The organism is Rhodococcus sp. ACT016, from assembly GCF_050477185.1.
GTDB lineage: Bacteria > Actinomycetota > Actinomycetes > Mycobacteriales > Mycobacteriaceae > Prescottella.
The window spans coordinates 4941087-4963988 of the sequence record NZ_JBEAET010000001.1 but is presented as its reverse complement, the minus strand read 5'-3'; the positions used below and the strand labels follow the sequence as shown (position 1 = coordinate 4963988).

The following is a 22902-nucleotide window of genomic DNA, read 5'->3' as shown; positions in this document are numbered from 1 at the left end:
GCGCATTGTGACTGCCCTCACCTACGGTAGGCCCACCACACAGTTGTCAAAGCATTGACTACATGCCTTCCCGTTCACACCCCGAGGTGACCATGTCGCTTGGCCTGTCGCCGGCCGATGCCGCGCGCCCAGACTCCCCGGCTTCGCCGGACCCGTTATCCCCCGATTCCGGCCTCGACGCGATTCTCGAAATCGCGCGGCGCCGCCGTCGCGTCTCGCTCGTCTCCGCCGCGGTGCTGCTGATCGTCTTCATGGGCTACATCGTCCTGACGACCTCGACCACCGTGCTGTCCGGTCGGTTCGCCGGCCTCGGCCTGGCCTACTGGGCCGGCTTCGGGGTCTTCGTCGGGATCCTCGTCGTCGCGCAGTTCTACGTCCGTTGGGCGCGCCGCATGGACGGGCTCATCGACGCCCACCTCGCCGAGCTCGATCTCCCGAAAGGAGGTGAGTGACAATGGGTTTGAGTGTCACCATCGTCGTCGCCATCATCGGCGTCACGCTCGCGATCACGTACCTCGCCGCCAAGCGCAACACCTCCACCGACTCGCACTACGTGGCCGAGGGGCAGGTCGGCCCGATCGGCAACGGTCTCGCCATCTCGGGTGACTACGTCTCGGCGGCGTCGTTCCTCGGCATCACCGGCCTCATCGCGCTGTCCGGCTTCAACGGCTTCTACCTGGCGACCGCGGTCCCGCTGGCCTACCTGCTGGTGCTGCTGATCATCGCCGAGCCGCTGCGCAACCTCGGCCGCTTCACCCTCGCCGACGCCGTCGCTGCCCGCTTCGACGGACGGGGACTGCGCGCGTGCCTCGCCGTCACCACGATCGTCATCTCGGCGATGTACATGGTCATCCAGTTCGTCGGCGCCGGCCTGCTGGTGCAGGCGCTGCTCGGCATCAAGTTCTGGGTGGCCGTCGTGGTGCTGGGCCTGCTCATGGTCGTCTACACGATGTTCGGCGGCATGCTCGCCACCACGTGGGTGCAGGTGCTCAAGACGGGCCTGCTGCTCGGCGGCACCGCGCTGATCCTGTTCCTGGTGCTGATGAAGTACGGCCCCAGCCCGTTCCACGTGGTCGACGCGGTTCCGGACGCGGTCGCGTCGTCGCACCCGCAGTCCACCACCAAGACGTTCGACATCATCTCGCAGCAGCTGGCGCTCGCGCTCGGCGTGATGGGCCTGCCACACGTCATGGTCCGGTTCCTCACCGTCAAGGATGCGCGGGCCGCCCGCAAGTCCGGTGTCGTGGCGCTGTGGATCTTCAGTATCTTCTACCTGGTGCTGCCGTTCATCGGCTACGGCGCGCTCCGCGCGATCGGGAAGGACGAGATCTCGAAGGCGCACCCGCAGGGCAACCTCGCGGTGGTTCAGTTGGCCCGCGAACTCGGCGGTCCGGTCCTCGAGGCGGTGATCATCGGCATCACGCTCGCGACGATCCTCGCGGTGCTCGCCGGCGTCGCGATCGCCACTTCCGGCGCCTTCGCACACGACCTTTACACGCACGTCATCAAGAACGGAAACGCCACGGCGGAAAAGCAATTGAAGGTTGCCCGGCTCTCGCTGCTCGGCATCGCGATCGTCGCGATGTTCCTGGCGCTGGGCGCCAAGGGTTTCAACCTGGGCTTCCTCGCCAACGTCGCGTTCGCGGTCGCGGCCAGCACGAGCCTGCCGGTGCTGCTGCTGAGCATCTACTGGAAGGGCTTCAACCGGGTCGGTGCCACGTGGGCGTTGGTCGGTGGACTCGTCGTCAGCCTCGGCCTGGTCGCGATCAGCCCGAACATCCTCGGCCCCACCGGCCTGATCCACGGGGTCGACGCGATCTTCCCGCTCACCATCCCGGCCCTGGTGTCGGTGCCCGCGGGCTTCCTGTTCGCGTACGTCGGTTCGTTGGTGGGCCGGTCGCGGCCGGACGCCGCCGGTGCGGACTTCGCCGAGATCGAGCGCCGCGCCCTCATCGGTCGCTGACCGACGCCACCGGACAGCCCCCGCCGCCTTTGCGGCGGGGGCTTCGTCGTCGTGTCAGAATCCCCAACCGAGCACGGCCGGACGGTCCGAGGCGAACGCCGAATCGAACTGGGCCAGATCGCGATCCGACGCCGCCCGCACCCGTCCTGCAGCGGCGAACGGGCGGATCCGGTGGTCCCCGAGGTACACGCTTCCCAACACGTCCAGGTCGAGTGCGATGCGGGGTGCTGTATCGGTCCGTCGGCACTGCGCGTGTCCGTCACGCACCGTCAACGCGAACGTGCCTCCGGCGTCGAGGTACGGGTCGCGGACCTCGATGACCGTGTCGAGGTCGGCGGCGTACGTTCGGGCCTCCAGCGCCGCGGGAACGTCCATGATCCGCAGCCACAGGTCGTCGGCGACCCGGGTGGTGCGCACCAGGCGAGAGTCGGTGAGCATCAGGCGCAGCGGATCGGCGGCGTGCACGCTGGCCTCCACGTGGTCCATCAGGTCGAGTCCGCACAGTGCGCGCCACAGCGCCGCGTGCGCGCCGTCCGTCGCGGCCACGAGTTCCTCGACGACCGCTGTCCGCTGACCGTCCTCGCCGCGTCGTCGGAACATCGCGTACCCGTCGGCGTGGAGCAGGAAGAACAGGGCCGACCCGCCCTGCCGATTGCCCTCCGGGTCGGCAAACGTGAAGTCCCAGTGAGGTTTCGGTCGCGCCTGCGCTCCCGGCGCGATCCGTCGCCAGCGATCGTAGACCTCCGGGAGGTGCCGTGCGGCGGATGTCGCGTCGGCCAGGCGGACCCCACCCGGGTCCGGAGCGTCGCCCCGGAACCGCGCGAATCGGCGGTCGAGCGTCACGTCGGCCGCAACCGTGGCCGGGCCGTATCCGAACCGGCCGTAGATGCCGGCGTCGCTCGCGGTCAGCGCGGACAGGGGCACGCCGGTGGCGGCGATCTGCTGATGCAGATGCCCGAACATCGCACGCAGCACGCCTCGGCGGCGATGCGTCGGCGCCACGGATACCCAGGAGACTCCGCGCGTCGGCAACTGTTGGCCACCGGGGACGGTGACTTCGAGCGGCAGGTGCGCCGCCAGCCCGACCGGATGGCCGTCGTCCGTCGCGAGCACCATGTCCTCGACCCGCATCAACGCTTTCGCGAGTGTCCGCTCCTCGGGGACGGGGTGGTAGCCGAATGCCACCGAGTCGAGAAGTTCGATCGCCGGCCAATCGCTCTCGGTCGCGGCACGGATGCGGATGTCTGCTGCGGACGTCATGGCCACCGATGGTGGCAGCATTCCGCGCAAAACGCCCGCGATTATTCGGGCCGGCGCTCGACGACGGTGCGGCTCAGCGCTTTCTGCCGAACCGCAGCTTCCACGGCACCAGGGCCGACTCGAGCTGGACGGCGAGGCTCATCTTCGACACGCCCTCGATCCGCTCCTCGAACCGGATCGGAACCTCCGCGATCCGCATGCCGCGACTGGTGGTGCGGTAGTTCATCTCCACCTGGAACGAGTAGCCGTTGCTGTGGATCGACGCGACGTCGATCGCCTCGAGCGTGCGCGCGTGCCACGCCTTGAACCCGGCCGTCGCGTCCTTCACCCCGAGCCGCAGGATCGCGTTGACGTAGAAGTTGGCCCACGCCGACAGCGCCTTGCGATGCCACGGCCAGTCGCTCGCGACCGCGCCACCCGGGACGTACCGGGAGCCGAGAACGACGGCGGCATCGGTCGTGGTGAGCGTGCTGATCATCGCGGGGATGACCTCGGCGGGATGCGAGAGGTCGGCGTCCATCTGGATGACGATGTCGGCGCCGTCCTCGAGCGCGCGGGTCATGCCGGCGACGTACGCGCGGCCGAGGCCGTCCTTGACGGTGCGATGCAGAACCCGGATCGGCAGCTGTGAGTCGATTGCGAGCTTCTCCGCGACCTCGCCGGTGCCGTCGGGGGAGTTGTCATCGACCACCAGCAACTGCAGGTTGGGTACCTCCAATGCCGCCAGCCGCTCGACCAGTTTCGGTAGATTATCGCGTTCGTTGTACGTGGGTACAACCACGGTCGTCTTCGGCGAGCTGGTGTTCATGGTGCCTTCCTGGTGATCACACGGTGTCGTCTCCGGCAAGAGCGAGTGTGGTCATGAATGCAATCGAAGGCAACTTACCTGGGGTTTCGGGGTGTTCAGGCGGCGTTCAGGCCGTGTTCTGTGTCTCACCCGGCGATGTTCACCATCCACGCCACGCCGAACTGGTCGGCGCAGGATCCGAAGATGTCGCCCCACATCTGCTTCTCGAGCGGCATGTGGACGGTGCCCGACGCCGAGAGCTTGTCCCAGTAGCCGCGGAGTTCGACGGCGTCGTCGCCACTGAGGCTCACCGACATGTCGGTGCCGACCGTGCGTTCCATTCCGGGAGGGGTGTCCGCGCCCATGATCGTGAAACCGCTGTCGGTCTCGAGCATCGCGTGCATGATCTTGTCGCCGTCCTCGGGCGAACCGAACTCGCCGAACGTGCTCATGTTCAGGGTGCCGCCGAAGACGCTCTTGTAGAACTCCATCGCCTCGCGGGCGTTGCCGGCGAAGCTGATGTAGGGATTGAGGCGAGAGACCATGGGTTGCTCCTGGGGTCGTCCGGTACCTGTCGAGCGGTAGACGTGGAACTACTCTTCGCGATCTCGACCGTACCGTCGATCGCTGCGCGCCGGAGCGGTTCGCGGAGACCGCCACGGCGGCAGATCGGCGAGGGTCACCGCCCGCAGGACCCACTCGGCCGGGCCGTACGGATGCCTCGCCAGCCAGCGGCGGCTGGCGGCCATCTGGACGGCGAACACGACCGGCACGACGGCGATCACCGCGAGCGGCGGCAACCGATCGACCAGGCCGAGGCCGTAGCCGGTGAACAGCACACCGAGCACGAACGACTGCAGCAGGTAGTTCGTCAGCGCGGTCTTGCCCATCGGCGCCAGCGCCGTCTCCACGCGGCCGCCGACGGCGGTCCGGAACAGCAACAGCGCGATGATCACGTACGACGCGGTCACGGCCGGCGCCGTCAGCTGCCCGAATCCGAACGCCACCGTCTCCAGCCCGCCGCCCGGTGCGTACGCCGCGGCGAGGGCATACGCGGCGGCACCGATCAGTCCGATCGGCAGGCCGATCACCACCGTGCGCCGCATGGCGTCGCGGTACCGCTCGGGATGTGCGAACACCCTCAGCCGGCCGGCCGCGAAGCCGAAGAAGAACATCGCCATCGCACTCGGCGCCTGCAGCACCCACAGGGCGCCGAGCGTGTCCGCGAGGTGCCCCGCGTGGAAGCCGAGCGTTGCGGCCGCGTCGCCCCGGAACGCCGAGAGCTTGTGGGCCGCGTCGGACGCGGCCGAGCCGGTGACATCGCCGGCCACGAGCTGCGCGAGGCCGAGGAGCATCCACCCCGCAGACGACGCCACGATCAGCGCCGCCCCCAGCCGCACGGCCGTCGTCGGCGAGATGTTGCGGCAGGCCAGCAGGACCAGCCCGAGCACCGCGTACATCGAGAGGATCTCGCCGTAGTAGAGGGCGGCGCCGTGCAGCAGTCCGATGGCCAGCAGCCCGCCCTGTCGGCGCAACATTCGCGGAACGAACCCGCGTCCGGCCCGCTCCGCGGCCGCCATCTGCAGGGTGAAGCTGTAGCCGAACAGGAACGAGAACAGCAGATAGAACTTGGTCTCGAACAGCAGCGACACCACGAAGCGCACGGCGTGGTCGACCCCGGAATCGAAGCCGGGATTGGTCGCCGTCGACGCGTAGTACGGGTCGGCGAACGCCCAGATGTTGACCGCCAGGATGCCGAACAGGGCGAATCCGCGCAGCGCGTCGACGTTCTGCAGCCGGCGGCCGCGCTCCGGTGCCCGCGAGGTCGTATCGGTCATGAGTCCGTGCCCCGGAGGAGCTGGCTGACGATGCGGCGAAGCACCGCGGACTGCGCCTCGGGTCGGAAGGTCGGGTCGGCCGCGACGCGGGCGAACATGCCGTCGACGAGCGCGGCGATCCAGGTCGCCGCGTCCTCGACAGTCAGATCGGTGTCGAGTTGTCCGGCGGCCGCGGCGCGTTCGAGCAGATCCTCGAGCCCCTTGCGGAAACTCGCGTCGTTGGCCTCGAACCGCACGGCGACGTCGTCGTCGCGGTGCGCCAGCGCCGAGATCTCCAGCGCCAGGCCGGAATACGTGTCGTCTGCCGCGAGACGGCAGACGTCGTCGAGCAGCGACAGCAGCGCACCGAAGGGGTCCTCGGCCGCCGCGAGTTCCGCGACCGCCGTCGCGGTCTCGGTGCCGTCACGTTCGATCAGTGCCAGCAACACCGCCTGCTTGGTCGGGAAGTAGTGGAAGAGGTTCCCGGAACTCATGCCGGCCAGCGCGCAGATGTCCGCAGTGCGCGTGGCGTGGTAGCCGCGTTCGGCGAAGCACCGCGCCGCGGCGTCGAGCAGTTCGGTCCTCTTGGCCTCGCGTGCCGATTCGTCGACGGTTCGCACGTGCACCCCGATCATTGATTGAGTGGTCACTTAATTAATAACTCGAGTGCTCGCCGAGGGCAACACGGGGATCGGGGTACACACAGAAGAACACCCGGGCGGTCCTGGTCGGGGTCAGGACCGCCCGGGTGCATTGCGGGCAAGCGTCAGAACACGAGCTTGCGCGCAAGCTTTGCGATCGTCATCTGCTCGAGGCCGATGCCGTCGGCGAGGTAGGCGATCGGGCCGCCGTAGTCGGCGCGCATCTGGTCGAACGCGGCCTGGAGGTAGCTCTTGTCGACGTTGAGGACGGGCTCGAGGTTCAGCGCCACCTGGTCGCCGAGGGCGCCCCGGATCTGCGCGAGCGTGGCCGCGTTCGTATCGGCCAGGTACTCGTTGCTGAGCAGGTAGTCGTCGAAGACGGTCTGCTCGGGAACCCCGGCGATCGTCAGCAGGAGCGCGGCGATCCAGCCGGTGCGGTCCTTACCGGCGCTGCAGTGGAAGACCACCGGGCCGTCGCTGTTGGCGATCTCGGTCAGCAGCTGCTTGAATCCCGCGCGCTTCGTCGCATCGGAAACGAAGCTGCGGTTGGCGTCCACCATGAACTGCTGACCCTGCTCGGGCGACTGGATCGTCTGGGCGAGCGTGACCAGGTCGCCGAATTCGATCGGGAAGTTCTTGTAGTCGGCCCCCGCCGGAAGCTTGTCGGGGCCGCCGACCAGCGGGTTGGCGATCTCGGTGGGGCCCCGCAGGTCGTAGATGTGGGTGATGTTCAGCGACGACAGGGTCGCGAGGTCCTCGTCGCTGGCCGACGACAGCGCGTTGGAACGGTAGATCACACCGCGCTTGAGGTGGCGGCTGGCGAGGCCCTCGTAACCGCCGCCCTCGCTTCCTGCGACGTCACGGAAGTTCGTGATGGTGGCGAGGCGCGGTGTCGGATCCAGGTGAATGTCCGACGAGGCGGTGCCGAGGGATCCCAGGGCCCCCTCGGGGATCGGCAGCTGGCCCGGGTCCAGTGCGGAGGCGATCGTGGTGCCGGAGAGGAACATTCCTCCGGCGATGAGCACGGCAGTGGCGGACCGGACCGTCCGCCTGCGTAACGGGCTGGAACCAACCTTCATGTCGAATTCCTTTCGTTGTGGTGGTGTTTCAGGGAGCGACGTCTGCGGCGCCGGTGAATCCGTAGCGGTCGCAGGGGCCGATGATTCCGACCTCGAACAGGCCGGAGCCGACGTGGGTCTCGCCGTCCTCGGTGAGGGTGAAGCGGGCGAGGTTGTCGACCGGGCAGAACAACTTCTTCCACGGCTCGATGTCGGCGACCTTCTCGCGCAGACCCTGCACGACCAGTTCGCCCTGCCACATGCCGTGCCGCCAGTCCTGTTCCAGTCCGTAACCGGTGCCCACGCCGAGGTAGTGGGGCAGGACCGGTTCGCAAGCGACGGTGAGGATCTCGTCGGGCTTGCCGTAGCCGCCGGGGCGGTGGAACTCGAGGGTTCCGTACGCGACCTCGCGGGTGCCGGGCACGAACGACAGTTCGTGCTCGGGCCGGCCGAGCCACTCCGGTTCGCGCGTGCGATCCGTCCACACGCGGGTGGCGTCCTCGATGATCCGGCGGCCGTGGCGGTCTTCCTGCATGATCGCGACGATGGAGAAGTCGTCGAACTGCATGATCGTGTAGATCCAGAAGAAGTTCTGCTCGCTCGCGAGGGCGGGGTCCGCCCGGCGCCCGGGTGGTTCGGCCTCGCCGACGGGTCGCACACCCCAGGAGCGGTCGCGGTTGCCGCGCCAGGTGTCGGGGGTGACCGCGATGGTCTCACCGTCGACGGTGAGGCTTCCGCTCCAGCGGCCGGTCTGCACGAAGCGCTGGGTGTCGAAGGTGACTCGTTCGAGCTGGCGGTGGAAGTGCCTGGCCTCCAACGACGCCGGGACATCGGACTCGAAGACCAGGTCGAACGACAGGTCCGGCGCCTCGGGGGTGGGTTCGAGTACCACCCGCAACCGGTGCAGGCCCTCGAGGACCTCGATGCGCAGCGGGCCGACGGTGACGTCCATGCGGTCGGAGCCGAGCGCCTTCGACGCGCGGGCCACGATGTGGTCGTCGCCGCGGCGCAGGACCGCGAAGCCGTCCGTCACACCGAGATTCGGGTACTGGCCGAGCCCGATGATGAGGAACAGCGGTTCGCCGTCGTAGTCGAGGCCGGGGTGGCAGTTGAAGTAGTAGCGGTCGTAGAAGTTGCGGTCGGAGGTGCCGACGTGCCGGATCGGTTCGGCGATCTGGTGGACCGGGAAGTCGTCCATGGGGGAGAGCATCACGCGACCTCCTGCCCGGCGACGCGGGCCCAGTAGGTGCCGTCGAGCATCTCCTCGACGGTCTTGCGGTGCAGGATCATGTCGTCCGGGTCGGCGGGCGCCTCGGCCTGCCCGAACGCCACGGCGCGACTCTGGACGCGGAACATGATGATCGCGTGCCGCAGGGCCGCGTACATCGTGTAGAAGTCGAGATCGGTGGCGCCATGGCCGGTGAGTTCGCGGTAGGTGTCGGCGACGTCGTCGCGGCGCAGGAAGTCCGGCAGACCGGCCACGCCGGCCACGCCCGCGAGGTCTTCGAAGAAGCGGTGGATGAAGATCATCCAGCCCAGGTCGAGTTCGCGCGGGCCGAGGGTCGCCATCTCCCAGTCGAGGACCGCGACGGGTTCGAAGTCGCGGTAGATTATGTTGCCGATCCGCGAGTCGCCCCAGCACAGCACGGCCGGGCCGGTGACGGTGGGCCAGTGCTCGTCGAGCCAGTCGAGGCCGCGCTCGATCAACGGTGAGCGCGGACCGGTCTCGACCGCCCACTCGTAGAAGCGGCGCTGTCCGTCCACGTGAGCGCGCAGGGCGGCGTCGGCGGTGACGGCGTCGGCTCCCGGTTCGGGAGACAGGCTCGGAAATAGCTGTGCGGGTGCGGGTATCGCGTGCAGGTCGGCGAGCACCCGCACCGATGCATCCTGCAGACGCCGACGGTCCTCGGGCGAGCCCTCGGAGAGCCAGGAGCCGAAGTTGTAGGGCATCACGTCCGGCGGGACCTGCCCGTCGAGCCGTTCCATCACGAAGAACTCGCCGCCGAGCGCCTCGGGGGACGTCTCGGACCAGTACACGCGCGGCACGGGGACCGCCGAGTGCGCGCCGACGGCCTTGATCACCTGGTACTGCTGGTCCAGGTCGTAGGACGGGAAGATCGGCACCCCCGACGGCGCGGGCGCGATGCGCGCCACCAGGTAGTGGTGCCGACGCTCGCCGTCCTCGTGCCACAGGGCATCGAACAAGATCGTCTCGTTGGACATCCCGTTCGCGGCCGGCACCTGCACGTCGGTGACCTCGGGATCCGCCCCGGCGGGCAGCCGGGTCGTGAGCCAGGTCTGCAGGCGGGAGGCGAGTTCGGCGGGGTCGGTGCGGGAGGCGACGGGCCGGGCAACCTCGGAGAAATCCTGATCCCCGGTTGTCTTATCGGAACTCATGACGACCTTTCGACGGTCGGAGGCGCGCAGCCTCGCGTGCGTTGAAATTCGGTGCGGCACAGCGGGTACAGCGAGTTCTGGTGGCGGCCCCGTCTTGCATTCCCTGGGGCGCTCAGGCGCTAGTCGATACATTGCGTATCGTCTATGACGTGACACAATGTAACGACCATCACACTTCGACGCAAGGGGTCACTTCGATGCCCAGGAAGCGGCAGATCCAGCACCGCCTCGGGCCGCAGCGAAATCCCGCGATCGACGAGGCTGTCCTGCGGGCGACGCGGGAGCTGTTGGTCGAGAACGGATACGCCGGCACCTCGATCGACGCGATCGCGACCCGCGCCGGTGTGGGGCGGCCCGCCATCTATCGGCGCTGGCCGTCGAAGGCGCACATCGTGCACGACGCGGTGTACCCGGTGATGGAGTCCGAGAACGTGTCCGACGACCTCGAGATCGCCGAGGAGATCGCCCGGCTGACGTTCGGCGCGGTCGCGCTCTTCGGCGATGCGGCCGCGCGCGAGGCCGTGCCGGGGCTGATGAGCGAGGGTCGCAGTGACCCGGAACTGCGGCAGACGTTGGTCACGGACCAGATCGAGGTGATCCGCGAGCAACTCGGTGAGCGGATCGCCCGGGGGGTCGAATCCGGCGAAGTGCGCGAAGGTGTCGACCCCGACACCCTGCTCGACATCATCGCCGGCGCCTCGATCTTCGCGCAGTCGGCGCGGGACGTCCAGGATCAGGAGCGGCTCTCGTCGACGCTCGTCGACCTGCTGCTGCACGGTCTGCTGCCGCGGTGAGCGAGGGCGGGGGAAGCCTGGAGCGCGCGCGGGGTGGTGCGGTGTCGCCGCCGACCGATCGGGTCGTCTCGGTGGTGGAACTACTGGCCGCTCGCGGCGCGCCGTGCACCATCGCGCAGGTGGCGGACACGCTGCGGCTCAGCCGGTCGACGGTGGCCGCGATTCTCGGCGCCCTCGACGCCCGCGGGTGGGTGCGCCGCGAGATCGATCTGGCGTATCGGCTCGGCCCGGGACTGATCGGCCCCGGGGCCGCCGCGCGTCGCACCATGGGGGTGCTCCCGGGTCTCGACGACGCGCTCGCCCGGCTGTCGGCGCAGGTGGACTGCGGCGCGGGGTTGGCGGTGGTCACCTCCAACGACCTCACCTTCCTGGCGGTGGACCCGGGTCGGGGCCGGCTGCCGGCGGGCATCGCGACGGGCTGGACGGTGCCGTTGCGCGCCCCGGCCGGGGCCGCGGTGATCGCGTTCACGGACCAGGCGCGTCAGCGGGCGTGGCTCGGGACGGCTGCGCCCGAGCGGCGTCCCGAGTTGGCCGCGGCACTGCACTGCATCCAGTCGACCGGCGTCGGGGTGTGGGGGATCGCCGCGGCCGATCCCGGCATGCTCGACGTCCTGGCCGAGGTGGTCGAACACCTTGCCGAGGATCCCACCCGTCACGCGCTGCGCGAGCGGGTGCGGACACTGCTCGCCGGAATCAGCGGACGACCTTACAACGCAAGTGATCTGGCAGGCGACGAAGCGCTTCCGATCAGCTACCTGGTAGCCCCGGTGTTCGACGCCGCCGGCCGTGCGGTGTGGGAGTTGCAGATCGGGCCGCTGAAGTCGTCCGCTTCCCGCGAGGAGCGGGCACACTACATCGAACAGTTGACCCGAACTGCTCGGGAACTGGATACGAGAACAGGAGTGAACACATGAGCGCTGCCGCGGACCTGGTCACGGAGTTCTGTGGTTTGTGGGCCGATCCCGACCCCGCCGTCCTCGCGAGCTACTTCACCGAAGATGCGGTGTACCACAACATTCCGATGGAACCCGTCAAGGGTCGCGATGCCATCCGGGAGTTCCTCGAGGGCTTTCTGGGCACGTTCGACGGCATCGACTTCCGCATCCACCGGCAGGTGGAGCACGACGGCGTCGTGATGAACGAGCGCACCGACGTGCTGCGTGGGCTCGGCAAGGAGACCCCGCTGCCGGTGATGGGCGTGTTCGAGGTGGTCGACGGCAAGATCGCTGCCTGGCGGGACTATTTCGACATGGGCGCGATCACCGCAGCCTTCGGCGGCTGAACGTCGCGCGAAGCTACACAACCCGTTCGCGGAAAGAAAGCCCTTACGCAATAGTTGGACGTCCTATAACCTGCGTCACATGAGTGAGGACCCGCGCATCGACACCGTCGACGGAGTGCTCCGTCGGGCCGCCGCAAGACAACCCGATCGCACTGCTCTGGTATTCGGCGACAGGACCTGGACGTACCGCGAACTCGACGACGCCGTCACCCGCGCCGCCGGACACCTGCTCGGACTCGGGCTCGCGTCCGGCGACCGGGTGGCGGGGTACGGTGTCAACTCCGACGCCTACGTCATCGGCTTCCTGGCCTGCGCCCGCGCCGGCCTGGTCCACGTGCCGGTGAACTACGCGCTGACCGGCGGCGAACTGCACTACCTGCTGGCGCAGTCCGGAACTCGGGCGGTGCTCGTGGACCCCGCGCTGGGCGCCAACCTCGAATCGGTGCGCACGGATCTCCACGTCGAGCACGTGGTCCCGCTGCGCGACACCTCCGGCTCGCTGCTCGACCACGCAGGGGCCGGTGACGTTCCGCCGTTGGCCTGCGGCGCGTCGAGCGGCGATCTCGTCCAGCTCCTCTACACGTCGGGGACGACGTCGAAGCCCAAGGGCGCCATGATGACCCACGGTGCACTCGTTCACGAGTACGTGTCGTCGGTGATCGCGCTCGGGCTGAACGCCAACGACAATCCGCTGATCTGCATGCCGCTCTACCACTCGGCGGGGATGCACGTGTTCATGCTTCCCTACCTGTCGGTGGGCGCGACCGTGCACCTGATGCAGACGCCGGACATTCCCGAGATCCTGCGTCGCATCGAGGCCGACCGCATCGGCTCGCTGTTCCTGGCGCCGACGGTGTGGGTCCCGCTCGCCGGGCATCCGGACCTGGAGACCCGCGATCTTTCGTCGCTGAAGAAGGCACAGTACGGTGCGTCGATCATGCCGGTCACCGTGCTGAACCGTCTCCGCGAGCGCTACCCGGACCTCGGCTTCTACAACTGTTTCGGGCAGTCGGAGATCGGACCGCTCGCGACCGTGCTCGGACCGGAGGAACACGCCGAGCGTCCGTCGTCGTGCGGGCGGCCGGTGTTCTTCGTCGAGACCAGGGTGGTGGACGCCGACGGTAACGACGTGCCCGACGGCGAGTCGGGCGAGGTCCTGTACCGCTCTCCGCAACTGTGCCAAGGGTATTGGGACAATCCCGAGGCCACCGCGGAGGCGTTCCGGGACGGCTGGTTCCATTCCGGCGACATGGTGACCCGCGATTCGGCGGGGTACATCACGGTCGTGGACCGCATCAAGGACGTGATCAACACCGGTGGCATCCTGGTCGCGTCTCGTGAGGTGGAGGACGCCCTCTACACGCATCCCGCGGTGGCGGAGGTGGCCGTGATCGGCGTTCCGGACGACAAGTGGATCGAGGCGGTGACGGCGGTCGTCGTACTGCGCGACGACGCCGACTCGGACGCGATCACCGCCGACGTACTCATCGAGCACGCCCGGCAGCACATCGCACCCTTCAAGGTGCCCAAGCGAATTCGCTTCGTCACCGCGCTGCCGCGCAATCAGAGCGGCAAGCTCCTCAAGCGCGAACTGCGCGGCGACTCCGGTGCGGTGGGAGTTCCTACCAGGTGAGGCCGACTCCGTGCTCGGGCAGCCAGATCTGCGGATCGACCTGGTAGCCGTCCGGATCCCAGACTTCGAAGTGGAGGTGCGGGCCGGTGGACTGGCCGCGGTTGCCGACCGTGGCGATCTGCTCACCGGCAAGCACCCGCTCGCCGACGCTCACGATGTAGGTGTCGACATGGCCGTACACGGTGATGGCGCCGTCGTCGTGCTGGACGCGGACCCACTGGCCGAAGCCGGACGCGGGGCCGGCGTTGATGACGACGCCGTCCGCGGCCGAGAAGATCGGCGTGCCGAGGTTGGCGCCGATATCGATGCCGTTGTGGTGCGTACCCCAGCGCGGACCGTAGCTGGAGGTGAGGAAGCCCGACACGGGCTGGACGAACAGCGGGCGCGGCGGCGGTGCGATCACCGGTTCCGGCATCGGTGCGGGGGCCGGTGCGGCCTCCGGCGCCGGGGCGGGTAGGGGCGCGGGCATCGGTGCCGCCTGCGGTGCGGGTGCGGGTGCCGGTGCGACCAGCTTGGGTGCGGGTGTCCACCGATCGGCCGAGGGCGGGGTCCACGCCTGCTGCGCGGTGTCGGAGAGGGCCGGGATGTTGACGCCGGGCAGGAACTGGCCGGCCGGCAGCTGGAGCTGGATGTTGCCGACATCCGGCAGGCGCAGGGGCGCCGCGGACGCGGTGGCGGCGCCGATCTGCACGCTTCCTGCGAGCAGTGCGCCGGTGGCGGCGGCGACCACCGCGACCTTCGCGGAGCGGCGACCGTGGGCGGTCGTGGCAGTCTGGTGTGCGGAACTAAGCGTGCTGTGGTTATCGGCCACAGTGGGTACCTCATTTGTGGTCTCTGGTTGGTCCCTTGGGACGGCAACCTCGGATCTTTCGTCACGGCAAAGTAACAAAGTGATATCGACTAGTCCACCGTGACCGAATCTTTACCTTGAAGATGTAAGAAACCGACCGGTTGAGAGCAAACGCGCAGGTCAAGGTCATTTACTCCGCCAATCGGACGTTTCCGAAGCGGGCAGCCTGACTGATTCCGACCGGTCGGACGCCTCTGCGAAAGGGTGTTCGTTGAGGTCGGGACGTCCGGGGGTCGGCTCTCCTCCGTGGAATTACGTCACTGTGAAATAGCAGTACGGACCGGTATGTCTCCTGCTGGTGGAGGCCGGCCCGAACCGTTGCGGTCGACGGAACGGGGCGTGACCGCAATCTCACGGATGGGTCTCGGGCTCGGTCACGATGCCCAGCCTGCGGCCGGCGTCCACCGCCTCTGCTTCGCTGTGCACGCCGAGTTTGCGGTACAGGGTTTTGCGGTGACCCTTGACGGTGGCCGGCGTGATGGTGAGAGCTTCCGCGATCTGGCGCGAGCTGAGGCCTTGGGTGAGGCTGGCAAGCACCTGTTCCTCGCGTTCCGTCAGCGTGGGCAGCGAGACGGTCGACGGGTAGTGATCGGTGCGCCCGGACGCCAGGAACTCGGTGACGAGGTAGGACGACTCGTCGGTGAGGGCGTGGAGTGCGGCGACGACGCGGCTGGGGACGGTGGCGAATACACCGCTGATCTCGGTGCGGGCCGCGATCGCGCACGCCCGGGTCCACGACTGGACGGCGGCTGTCTCGTTGCCGGTGGAGTACAGCGCTGCGGCCTCGACGACGTGTGCCTCGAGGTGCGGGCGGGTGTACGGGCCGCTGAACCAGTCGTAACGACGGCAGGTGTCGATCGCAGCGTCGTGGTCGCCGGTGACGAACAGTGCGCGCGCTTTCGCCACCACCGTCCAGGGGGTGGTGTTCGACGTCGACTCCGCGAGCTGGACGGCACGCCAACCCCGTCCGTTGGCGAGGTGCACCTCGATCTCGACGGCGTCGATCAGTGAGGTGACGAAGCCTCCGCGTGCCCTGGCTCGCTGTTCGGCGAACTGTTCGAGCGCGCGCAGACCGATGCGCGGATCCGCGCACGCAATGGCGTACCGGCAGCGTGCGTACACGATGTACGGCCACAGTTCTATCACCGGCGGAAGGCGCCGCAACTTGCCCAGCGCAGTGCGTGCCGTGTCGAAGTCGAGGGTGTCCAGCGAAACGAGTGCCGTTGCTACATGTCGGCCGACCTCGATGAGCCGCTCGGTCATCGTGTCGGTCGACGATCCGTCTCGCTCGTGTGCGAGCCATTCTCGAGCTCTCTGGGGCTCGCCGACGAACGCCCAGTTGAGTGCGATGTTGTGAGCCGAATTCCGGGCAATGAAGTCGATCCCTTGCACAGACCCGAGCCGGTACGCGCGCTGGAGTTCCGCGACGGATGCGGTGATGTTTCCGTCGAGTTGGTACGTCAGCCCTCGCTGCAATCGCATGAAGGCCAGGCCGTAGGTCAATTCCGCCGCTGGTCGGCCTGCGAGCGCTCGGTCGAGAATCGTCCCGATCCGCCGCGTGAGCTGTGTGGCGCTGCTGTACTCGCCGGCCAGGCGGAGCATGATCGCCCGATGTGACCCGGCGCGGATGGTGCCGGTCTCATCGAGCGGTCGATGGTGTTTCGTCGCCGGCAGGCTTCCGAACGCGGCGCTATCCAGTCCCTGCAACACTTCTCGACGCTCGCGGAACCGCGGATGCGTGGCGGTCACGGATTCAGGAAGTTTGAGCATCACCTCGCGTACCGCCGTCATGTCGGACCCGAGAAGGTCGTACCAGTGGTCCGTGAGCAGAGGCACTACGACGGACCAGTTGTACGCTTCGGCGGCACATCCGAGTGCCGCAGCTCGTTCGTCACGGTCGAGGTGAAATCGCGCAAGGAGGGACAGGTCCGCCTCGGGATCGGTGCCGGCCTCACGCCGTGCCTCGAGAAGAGCGGTGCGCACGGCCGGCGCAAGGCGCCAGGTGTCTCCCTTCGGTGTTGTCGCGAGATGCTCCACGACACCGGCGTTCTCGAGTGCGGTTAGTTGCGCTGTCGAGTCCGGACCAGCACCGAGGAAAGTGGCAACTTCGGCGGAGACGGTGCGCGCTGTCGATATCGACAGTAGAAACTGACGGTGCGGCGCGATCTCGGGTGCAGCGAGAATCGTTGTGCGGACCTCGGCCGTGACAGCCTCGGCGAGATAGCGTTCGAGGAGTTGTAGTCGGTGGGGGAGCACAGGGAGTTCGGCCGAAATCCGCAGAGCCACCGGCATGAGAGAGGATTGGCCACCGGTCAATTGCCGGATGATCTCGACCTCTTCCTTCTTCAAGTCGATCGAGCAGGTGCGGAACAACTCTCGTATGTCATCACCAGTGAAGATCAAACTGTCGCCGTCGAGTAGGTCGTGTGTCGGGTCCAGCAGGAGCGGGTCGGTGAAGATCGGTCGACCGGTCATCGTCACGACGACGTCCACGTGGTGACATGCGTCGACGAGATCCAGGATCTCCCGCTCGAGGTCCGACGCATCGACCAAGTCGACACGTTCGAGTGCAAGCCGGACTGGCGCGGACGCCTTCATGAGGCCGTGCCGGACCGTATCCGCCCATGACCGGACCGGGCGCACCCTTTCAGGACCGATGGCGCCTGCCGCGACAAGTCGGGTCGCGACGAGCTCCCAGTAGCGGTCCGAGTCGATTGGATCGTCCGGCGGCGGAATCCCGACCGCGACGTATCCCGCACTCGATCCCGATTGGGTCCAATCTGTAACCAACGTCGACTTCCCGAAACCGCGCGGCGCCCGGACCACGACGAGCGGGCAGTTCCTGCCAAGGCGCGACAGGAGCCGCGCAGGTGGAGGAACCCACTCGGGCGCGCGTTCGGACACCCGGAAGCCTTCGGTGACCATCGATACCCTTCGAACTGTGCGGACCTGGTGCCCGGGCCGCGAAGCAGTTTCTGGCAGCCTGTCGAAGCGGTAGGGCGTCCGAAAGGCGTGTTAATTATCGGACCTGTTCGGCGACAGGTCGAACCGACTGTTCCGTGTCTTGTTTGTAACCTGCCGTGCCGGCCGCGCTCGATCAGATGGGATCGGCGGTGACGACGACGTTGTCCTTGTAGGTGAACCCGGACGGCAGGTATGGGTCGGGTACGGTCTCACCGCCACATGTCACCAGCACGAGCCGGGGTGCTCCGGTGGTTGCGAAGAACTCGATCGGCAACGCGCCCTTGTCGTGCAGCTCGAGGCTGGTCGTGCGGTAGGTCCACATGTGACCGGTGTCGTCGGTGGCGTAGATCGGTGTTCCCGGCTTGATTTGGTGGAGGGCCCACATCGCACCGTGGGTGCGGTCACCGTCATCGACATGGCCGGCGACCAGATTGGTTCCCTCGGGCGCGCCGTACTCCACGCCGTTGTCGAGGTGCGACACCTTGGACGGTTCGGGGAGCACCATGCCGCCCCTGGATCCGATCCCGGTGGCGACGACCTCCGTGCGGATATCGAGGTCCGGGATGGCCAGGGTGTTGGGACCGAGGTCGGTGGGCGGCGGTGCCCACTCGGTGTTCGGGTCCGCGGCCGCGCCGACGCCGAACGGGGCGTCGGGGATGGGTGCGGTGAGCGGTTTGCCGGCCGCGCCGATCGCGGCGTAGATCAATCCGCCGCCGGCGGCGAGAAGTACGAAAAGGGCTAGGGCCAGGAGTCGATTGCCGGCGCGGCTCACGTGCCTGTGTCTGCCCATCGATCCCCCCCGTTTGCTCTCGGCTCGACCCGTGCGCGGGGGCCGTTTCGGCGGCGAGACCGCCTGAGTATCACGCCGTGAAAACTCTAGAACACCGCGGGCGCGTTGGGAATTAGAGTATTTGGTGCTCGATTGCGCAAGTGTATTTTAGCGCCAGGGGTCTGCAGATTTGCGCCATGGGGTAACGGTCTATCCCAATGGCAGGCGGGGGCAACATATTTCGTTTTCGCTCAAGTCGCTGTAGTACAAACGTGCACTTTTGCGCCAGGTGCACGTCATTTCGCGCCACGGCGGGAGTGGTGCATTTCGGGCAGTTAGCGTCGTGGTCGTGCTGTGCCGCGAGTCGGGGCGGCACACGCATCACACAAGACGATGAGAAATCCTGCTTGGACTCACCGGGGGGACAGCGTGTTTCACGCGAATCCGGCTCTCCTGAGGCTCGAACACTCATCGGGATGCAAAATTCACAGCCTCGAAAGGAGTTGGATTGTCCAGTCGCATACGCAAACGGTCAGGCGCTCTTCGGCGCGCCGCGAAGGCCACGGCTCTCACGTCGTCGCTGTTGTTGTCACTGACGGCTTTCACGGCGGGGTTGGCCGCGCCGACGGCCGCGGCCGCGCCGCAGCCGACGTTCACGTGTGACGCCTACGGGTACCTGTTCCAGGCGCCCGGCGACGGATCGAAGACGGTCACCAAGGTGGACCTGGCGACCGGTGCTACGTCATTGATGGGAAGCACCACGCGGGTGCTCAATGGTGTGGGTTACAACGTGCTCGACAACTACATCTACGGGTGGGACTTGGAGAAGTACGTTCCAGTCCGTATCGGGAGCGACCTCTCCGAGACTGAACTTCCGCTTCCTGCCGGAATACCAAACCCTTCGTTCTTCAACACCGGTGACGTCGACGCTGCGGGCCACTACTGGGCGACAAGCTCCTCGAACAACTCGCCGTGGTACGAGATCGACTACGCACCGGGATCGCCCACGTATGGCAAGGTCCTCGCATCGGGCACTCTGCCCGCCGGGGTCCAACTCGCCGACTGGACCGCGATTGGCAGAGCCCTCTACGGGATCGCCAACGACCACCATTTGTGGAAGTTTGACATGTCCACGCACGCAATGTCGGATCTCGGCGCAATCACAGGGCTGGACAGTGCTACAGCTTTCGGTGCCCTGTATGCGGATGCGAAGGGCTACCTCTACGGTTCGGACAACGTCACTGGCCGGATCTTCCGAGTCGATCCGAAGACGAAGACCGGGAACCTCTTGGCGACTGGTCCGGCTTCAGGCGGTAACGACGGTGCGCGGTGCGCGACGGCTGCGATTCCGACTGTGACGGTGTCGAAGACGGTCGACGGTCGTGTTCAGACGGCGGATCAGTTCACGGTCGGGCTCAACAATGCCGGTGGCACCACGCTGACGTCGGCGACGACGTCGGGCACGGGAACCTCGGTGTCCACGACGGACTGGCCGGTGTCCCAGGGCGCCACGTACACGATCACCGATGCGTTGGCGGCGGGGTCGTCGAGCACGATGGCCGACTACTCGCCGGCGATCTCGTGCACGGATGTGACGACGGGTCAGCCGGTGGGGACGTCGGGCACCGGTCCGTGGACGCTGACGGTGACCGATCCGCACGACTACAAGTGCACGGTGACGAACACCGGTCTGATCGGCGGGTTGTCGGTGGTGAAGTCGTCGACGGCGACGGACGTCACCGAGGTGGGCCAGAAGATCCCGTACACCTTCGAGGTGACGAACACCGGGAAGACGCCGGTCAAGGACATCGTGGTGTCCGACACGCAGGTTGCACCGGCTGACGACGCGAACCTCAGCCCGGTCAGCTGCCCGGCCACCGATTTGGCGCCGGGTAAGTCGATGACGTGCAGCGCCGAATACACCGTCTCGCAGGCTGATTTCGACCACGGGTCGGTCAAGGACTCGGCGAAGGCGACCGGGAAGACCGAGACCGGCAATCCTGTGGATTCGCCGCCGTCGGAGAAGCAGATCCCGGCGACGGGTGCCGATTCGGCGCTGACGGTGGTGAAGTCGTCGACCGCCACCGAGATCACCGAGGTCGGCCAGAAGGTGCCCTACACGTTCGAGGTGAAGAACACCGGCAACGTGACGGTCTCCGACGTGAACGTGGTCGACGCGCAGGTTGCGCCGGCCGATGACCAGAACCTGAGCCCGGTCAGCTGCCCGGATACCTCTGTGGCGCCTGGTAAGTCGATGACGTGCACCGCGGAGTACACCGTCTCGCAGGTCGACTTCGACCACGGCAAGATCACCGACATTGCGAAGGCCACGGGCAAGAACCCCCAGGGTGATCCGGTCGACAGCCCGGAGTCGGGTCTAGAGGTCGGCGTGACCGGAGCCGAGGGTGGTCTGACGGTCGTGAAGTCGTCGACCGCGACCGCGATCACTCAGGTCGGTCAGAAGGTGCCGTTCTCGTTCGAGGTGACCAACACCGGCAACGTGACGGTCAAGGACATCGCGGTCACCGACACGCAAGTTGCGCCCGCGGATTCCGCGAACATGAGCCCGGTGTCGTGCCCGGGGACGGAGTTGGCGCCGGGTAGGTCGATGACGTGCACCGCGGAGTACACGGTGAGCCAGGCCGACTTCGACCACGGGTCGATCAAGGACTCCGCGATGGCGTCCGGTAAGGATCCGAAGGACCAGCCGGTCGATTCGACGCCGTCGGACAAGGAGATCACCGCCTCCGGTGCTGATCCGGCTCTGTCGGTGGTGAAGTCGTCGTCGACGACGGAGATCACTGGTGCGGGTCAGAAGGTGCCGTACTCGTTCGAGGTGACCAACACCGGCAACGTCACGATGAAGAACATCACCGTCACCGACACTCAGGTTGCGCCGGCAGATGCGGCGAACATGAGCCCCGTCTCCTGCCCGGAGACGTCGCTGGCACCGGGTAAGTCGATGACGTGCACCGCGGAGTACACGGTGAGCCAGGCCGATTACGATCACGGCAAGATCTCCGATGCGGCTACTGCGTCGGGCGCGGATCCGCAGGGCGGTGAGGTGAAGAGCCCGGAGTCGGGCAAGGAGATCGAGACGTCGGGTACGAATCCGGCTCTGACGGTGGTGAAGTCGTCGACAACGGCGGCGATCAGCGAGGTCGGTCAGAAGGTGCCGTACACGTTCTCGGTGATCAACACCGGCAACGTGACGATGTCGGGCATCACGATCACGGACACGCAGACCGCTCCGGCGGACGCTGCGAACATGAGCGCGATCAGCTGCCCGCAGACGTCGTTGGCGCCGGGTGCGTCGATGGACTGCACCGCGGAGTACACGGTGAGCCAGGCCGACTTCGATCACGGCAAGATCGCCGATGCGGCGACCGCGTCGGGTACGGATCCGCAGGGCGGTTCGGTCACGAGCCCGGAGTCGGGTAAGGAGATCGAGACGTCGGGTGCGAATCCGGATCTGTCGGTGGTGAAGTCGTCGACGGCGACGGAGATCACCAAGGCGGGTCAGAAGATTCCGTACAAGTTCTCGGTGACCAACACCGGCAACGTGACCGCCACGGACGTGTCGGTGACCGACAAGCAGGAGGCTCCGGCATCCGACGACAACCTGAGCGCGATCTCGTGCCCGCAGACGTCGTTGGCGCCGGGCGAATCGATGGAGTGCACCGCGGAGTACACGGTGTCGGAGGCGGACGTGAAGTTCGGCGCCGTCACGGATGCGGCTGTCGCGACGGGTAAAACCGTCTCGGGTGATCCGATCGAGAGCGCGCCGTCGGAGAAGACCATCAAGAAGAAGGGCTTCACCGGCAGCATCCCGGGCACGGGCTCGCTCGCCCTGGGTTCGCTTGCGCTGGGTTCACTGGGCTTGGGTTCGCTGGACCTAGGTGGTTCGGTGGATCTGCCGACCGGATCGGCCGGCTCGTCCACCGGTTCGCAGGGCTCGTCCACCGGTTCGACGGGTACACCCGCCGAGAAGCCTGAGCAGCCGGGCAACGGCAACGGCAACGGAGGCAATGGAACTGGCAATGGCGGCAACGGAACCGGTAACGGTAACGGTGGTAGCCCGGCCGGCCAGAGCACCGGCAACGGAAACTCCCAGTCCGGAAACGGAAAGCCCGGAACCAATTCGGCGCAGGGCGCTCGAATCGATTCCGGTGCCGGCGCGGGTGAGTCCGGTATGAACACCGGTTTGCTCGCCGCTGGTGGTGTGGTCCTGGTGGCCGCACTCGCTGTCGGTGGTGTCATTCTCCGGCGTCGACGGAATGGGTAACTGACGTCCGATTGACGTAGACACATGCAAGGGACGGGCCGTAGCAACAGCTACGGCCCGTCCTTTACGCATCACACATGCGAAATGTCCGACCTCATAGGAGGGCTTGCCCAAGGCATCATCTACCGCTGCGGGCCGGAGTGATGTGGCGGGAGGATGTGCCCACGAATCGAATTCTGCAACAGGCGCGCCGGAAGCCAATGCCTCGATGGACGATCGTCGGTGCCTCGGATCGGTGTGGGCGAACGGATCGAATACCGGTGTTGGTGACATTCATCGAGAGCGATCCTCAACCGTATCGGGTCGAGTGTTATCGAAGTGTTCATTGCACGAGTCAGACGACCAGAAGCGCCATCGGCTACGTCAGGGTGGTTCTGGACGCCGCCATCTGGCGCGATTGGA

General features: G+C 67.1%; 18 protein-coding genes. 7 read left to right on the top strand and 11 right to left on the bottom strand.

The window, feature by feature from the left end; all coding sequences use genetic code 11:
- Positions 1–62: 62 nt before the first annotated feature.
- The gene (locus tag ACQ5DX_RS22755; protein ID WP_430334741.1) at positions 63–452 is read left to right on the top strand and encodes a DUF485 domain-containing protein; all 390 of its coding nucleotides are present in this window, start codon (positions 63–65) and stop codon (positions 450–452) included.
- Between the two features lie 2 nt (positions 453–454).
- Positions 455–1963: a solute symporter family protein gene (locus ACQ5DX_RS22750; protein ID WP_430334740.1), complete on the top strand. Its 1509-nt coding sequence runs from the start codon at positions 455–457 to the stop codon at positions 1961–1963.
- A gap of 54 nt (positions 1964–2017) precedes the next feature.
- Here ACQ5DX_RS22750 and ACQ5DX_RS22745 read toward each other — a convergent pair whose 3' ends face one another.
- From ACQ5DX_RS22745 to ACQ5DX_RS22710, 8 genes are all read right to left on the bottom strand, one after another.
- Positions 2018–3223: an enhanced intracellular survival protein Eis gene (locus ACQ5DX_RS22745; protein WP_430334739.1), complete on the bottom strand. Its 1206-nt coding sequence runs from the start codon at positions 3221–3223 to the stop codon at positions 2018–2020.
- A 73-nt stretch (positions 3224–3296) separates the two neighbouring features.
- Positions 3297–4031: a polyprenol monophosphomannose synthase gene (locus tag ACQ5DX_RS22740; RefSeq protein WP_430334738.1), complete on the bottom strand. Its 735-nt coding sequence runs from the start codon at positions 4029–4031 to the stop codon at positions 3297–3299.
- A gap of 125 nt (positions 4032–4156) precedes the next feature.
- Positions 4157–4555, bottom strand: a complete 399-nt coding sequence (locus ACQ5DX_RS22735) for a VOC family protein (RefSeq protein WP_430334737.1) — start codon at positions 4553–4555, stop codon at positions 4157–4159.
- Positions 4556–4603: 48 nt separating this feature from the next.
- A complete protein-coding gene (locus tag ACQ5DX_RS22730; RefSeq protein WP_430334736.1) occupies positions 4604–5848 on the bottom strand; it encodes a DUF418 domain-containing protein in 1245 nt (414 codons plus the stop codon).
- Positions 5845–6477 (bottom strand): TetR/AcrR family transcriptional regulator, encoded by a 633-nt coding sequence (locus ACQ5DX_RS22725; RefSeq protein ID WP_430334735.1) that lies wholly within the window; start codon positions 6475–6477, stop codon positions 5845–5847. Before ACQ5DX_RS22725 ends, ACQ5DX_RS22730 begins: the two co-directional genes overlap by 4 nt.
- Positions 6478–6593: 116 nt before the next feature.
- Entirely contained in the window at positions 6594–7547 is a 954-nt protein-coding gene (locus tag ACQ5DX_RS22720) for a tyrosine-protein phosphatase (RefSeq protein ID WP_430334734.1), read from the bottom strand.
- A 28-nt stretch (positions 7548–7575) separates the two neighbouring features.
- Entirely contained in the window at positions 7576–8736 is a 1161-nt protein-coding gene (locus ACQ5DX_RS22715) for a hypothetical protein (protein ID WP_430335776.1), read from the bottom strand.
- Entirely contained in the window at positions 8736–9923 is a 1188-nt protein-coding gene (locus ACQ5DX_RS22710; RefSeq protein WP_430334733.1) for a phosphotransferase family protein, read from the bottom strand. Before ACQ5DX_RS22710 ends, ACQ5DX_RS22715 begins: the two co-directional genes overlap by 1 nt.
- A gap of 197 nt (positions 9924–10120) precedes the next feature.
- Here ACQ5DX_RS22710 and ACQ5DX_RS22705 point away from each other — a divergent pair, with 197 nt between their 5' ends.
- The 4 genes from ACQ5DX_RS22705 to ACQ5DX_RS22690 all read left to right on the top strand — a co-directional run bounded on the left by ACQ5DX_RS22705 (position 10121) and on the right by ACQ5DX_RS22690 (position 13632).
- Positions 10121–10717: a TetR/AcrR family transcriptional regulator gene (locus tag ACQ5DX_RS22705; protein ID WP_430334732.1), complete on the top strand. Its 597-nt coding sequence runs from the start codon at positions 10121–10123 to the stop codon at positions 10715–10717.
- Positions 10714–11631 carry a helix-turn-helix domain-containing protein gene (locus ACQ5DX_RS22700; protein ID WP_430334731.1) on the top strand — a complete coding sequence of 306 codons (918 nt, stop codon included), beginning with the start codon at positions 10714–10716 and terminating at the stop codon, positions 11629–11631. The genes ACQ5DX_RS22705 and ACQ5DX_RS22700 overlap by 4 nt, the downstream gene beginning before the upstream one ends.
- On the top strand, positions 11628–11999 hold the full coding sequence (locus ACQ5DX_RS22695; protein WP_430334730.1) for a limonene-1,2-epoxide hydrolase family protein: 372 nt from the start codon (positions 11628–11630) through the stop codon (positions 11997–11999). The genes ACQ5DX_RS22700 and ACQ5DX_RS22695 overlap by 4 nt, the downstream gene beginning before the upstream one ends.
- Before the next feature lie 79 nt (positions 12000–12078).
- A complete protein-coding gene (locus ACQ5DX_RS22690; RefSeq protein WP_430334729.1) occupies positions 12079–13632 on the top strand; it encodes an acyl-CoA synthetase in 1554 nt (517 codons plus the stop codon).
- On the opposite strand, the gene ACQ5DX_RS22685 is transcribed toward ACQ5DX_RS22690, so the two are convergent.
- From ACQ5DX_RS22685 to ACQ5DX_RS22675, 3 genes are all read right to left on the bottom strand, one after another.
- Positions 13622–14443 (bottom strand): M23 family metallopeptidase, encoded by an 822-nt coding sequence (locus tag ACQ5DX_RS22685; RefSeq protein WP_430334728.1) that lies wholly within the window; start codon positions 14441–14443, stop codon positions 13622–13624. The genes ACQ5DX_RS22690 and ACQ5DX_RS22685 overlap by 11 nt on opposite strands.
- A gap of 390 nt (positions 14444–14833) precedes the next feature.
- Entirely contained in the window at positions 14834–17080 is a 2247-nt protein-coding gene (locus ACQ5DX_RS22680) for a LuxR C-terminal-related transcriptional regulator (RefSeq protein WP_430334727.1), read from the bottom strand.
- A gap of 499 nt (positions 17081–17579) precedes the next feature.
- On the bottom strand, positions 17580–18236 hold the full coding sequence (locus ACQ5DX_RS22675) for a class F sortase (RefSeq protein ID WP_430334726.1): 657 nt from the start codon (positions 18234–18236) through the stop codon (positions 17580–17582).
- 487 nt (positions 18237–18723) lie between these two features.
- Here ACQ5DX_RS22675 and ACQ5DX_RS22670 point away from each other — a divergent pair, with 487 nt between their 5' ends.
- A complete protein-coding gene (locus ACQ5DX_RS22670) occupies positions 18724–22500 on the top strand; it encodes a DUF7507 domain-containing protein (RefSeq protein ID WP_430334725.1) in 3777 nt (1258 codons plus the stop codon).
- The last annotated feature ends 402 nt before the right edge of the window (positions 22501–22902 follow it).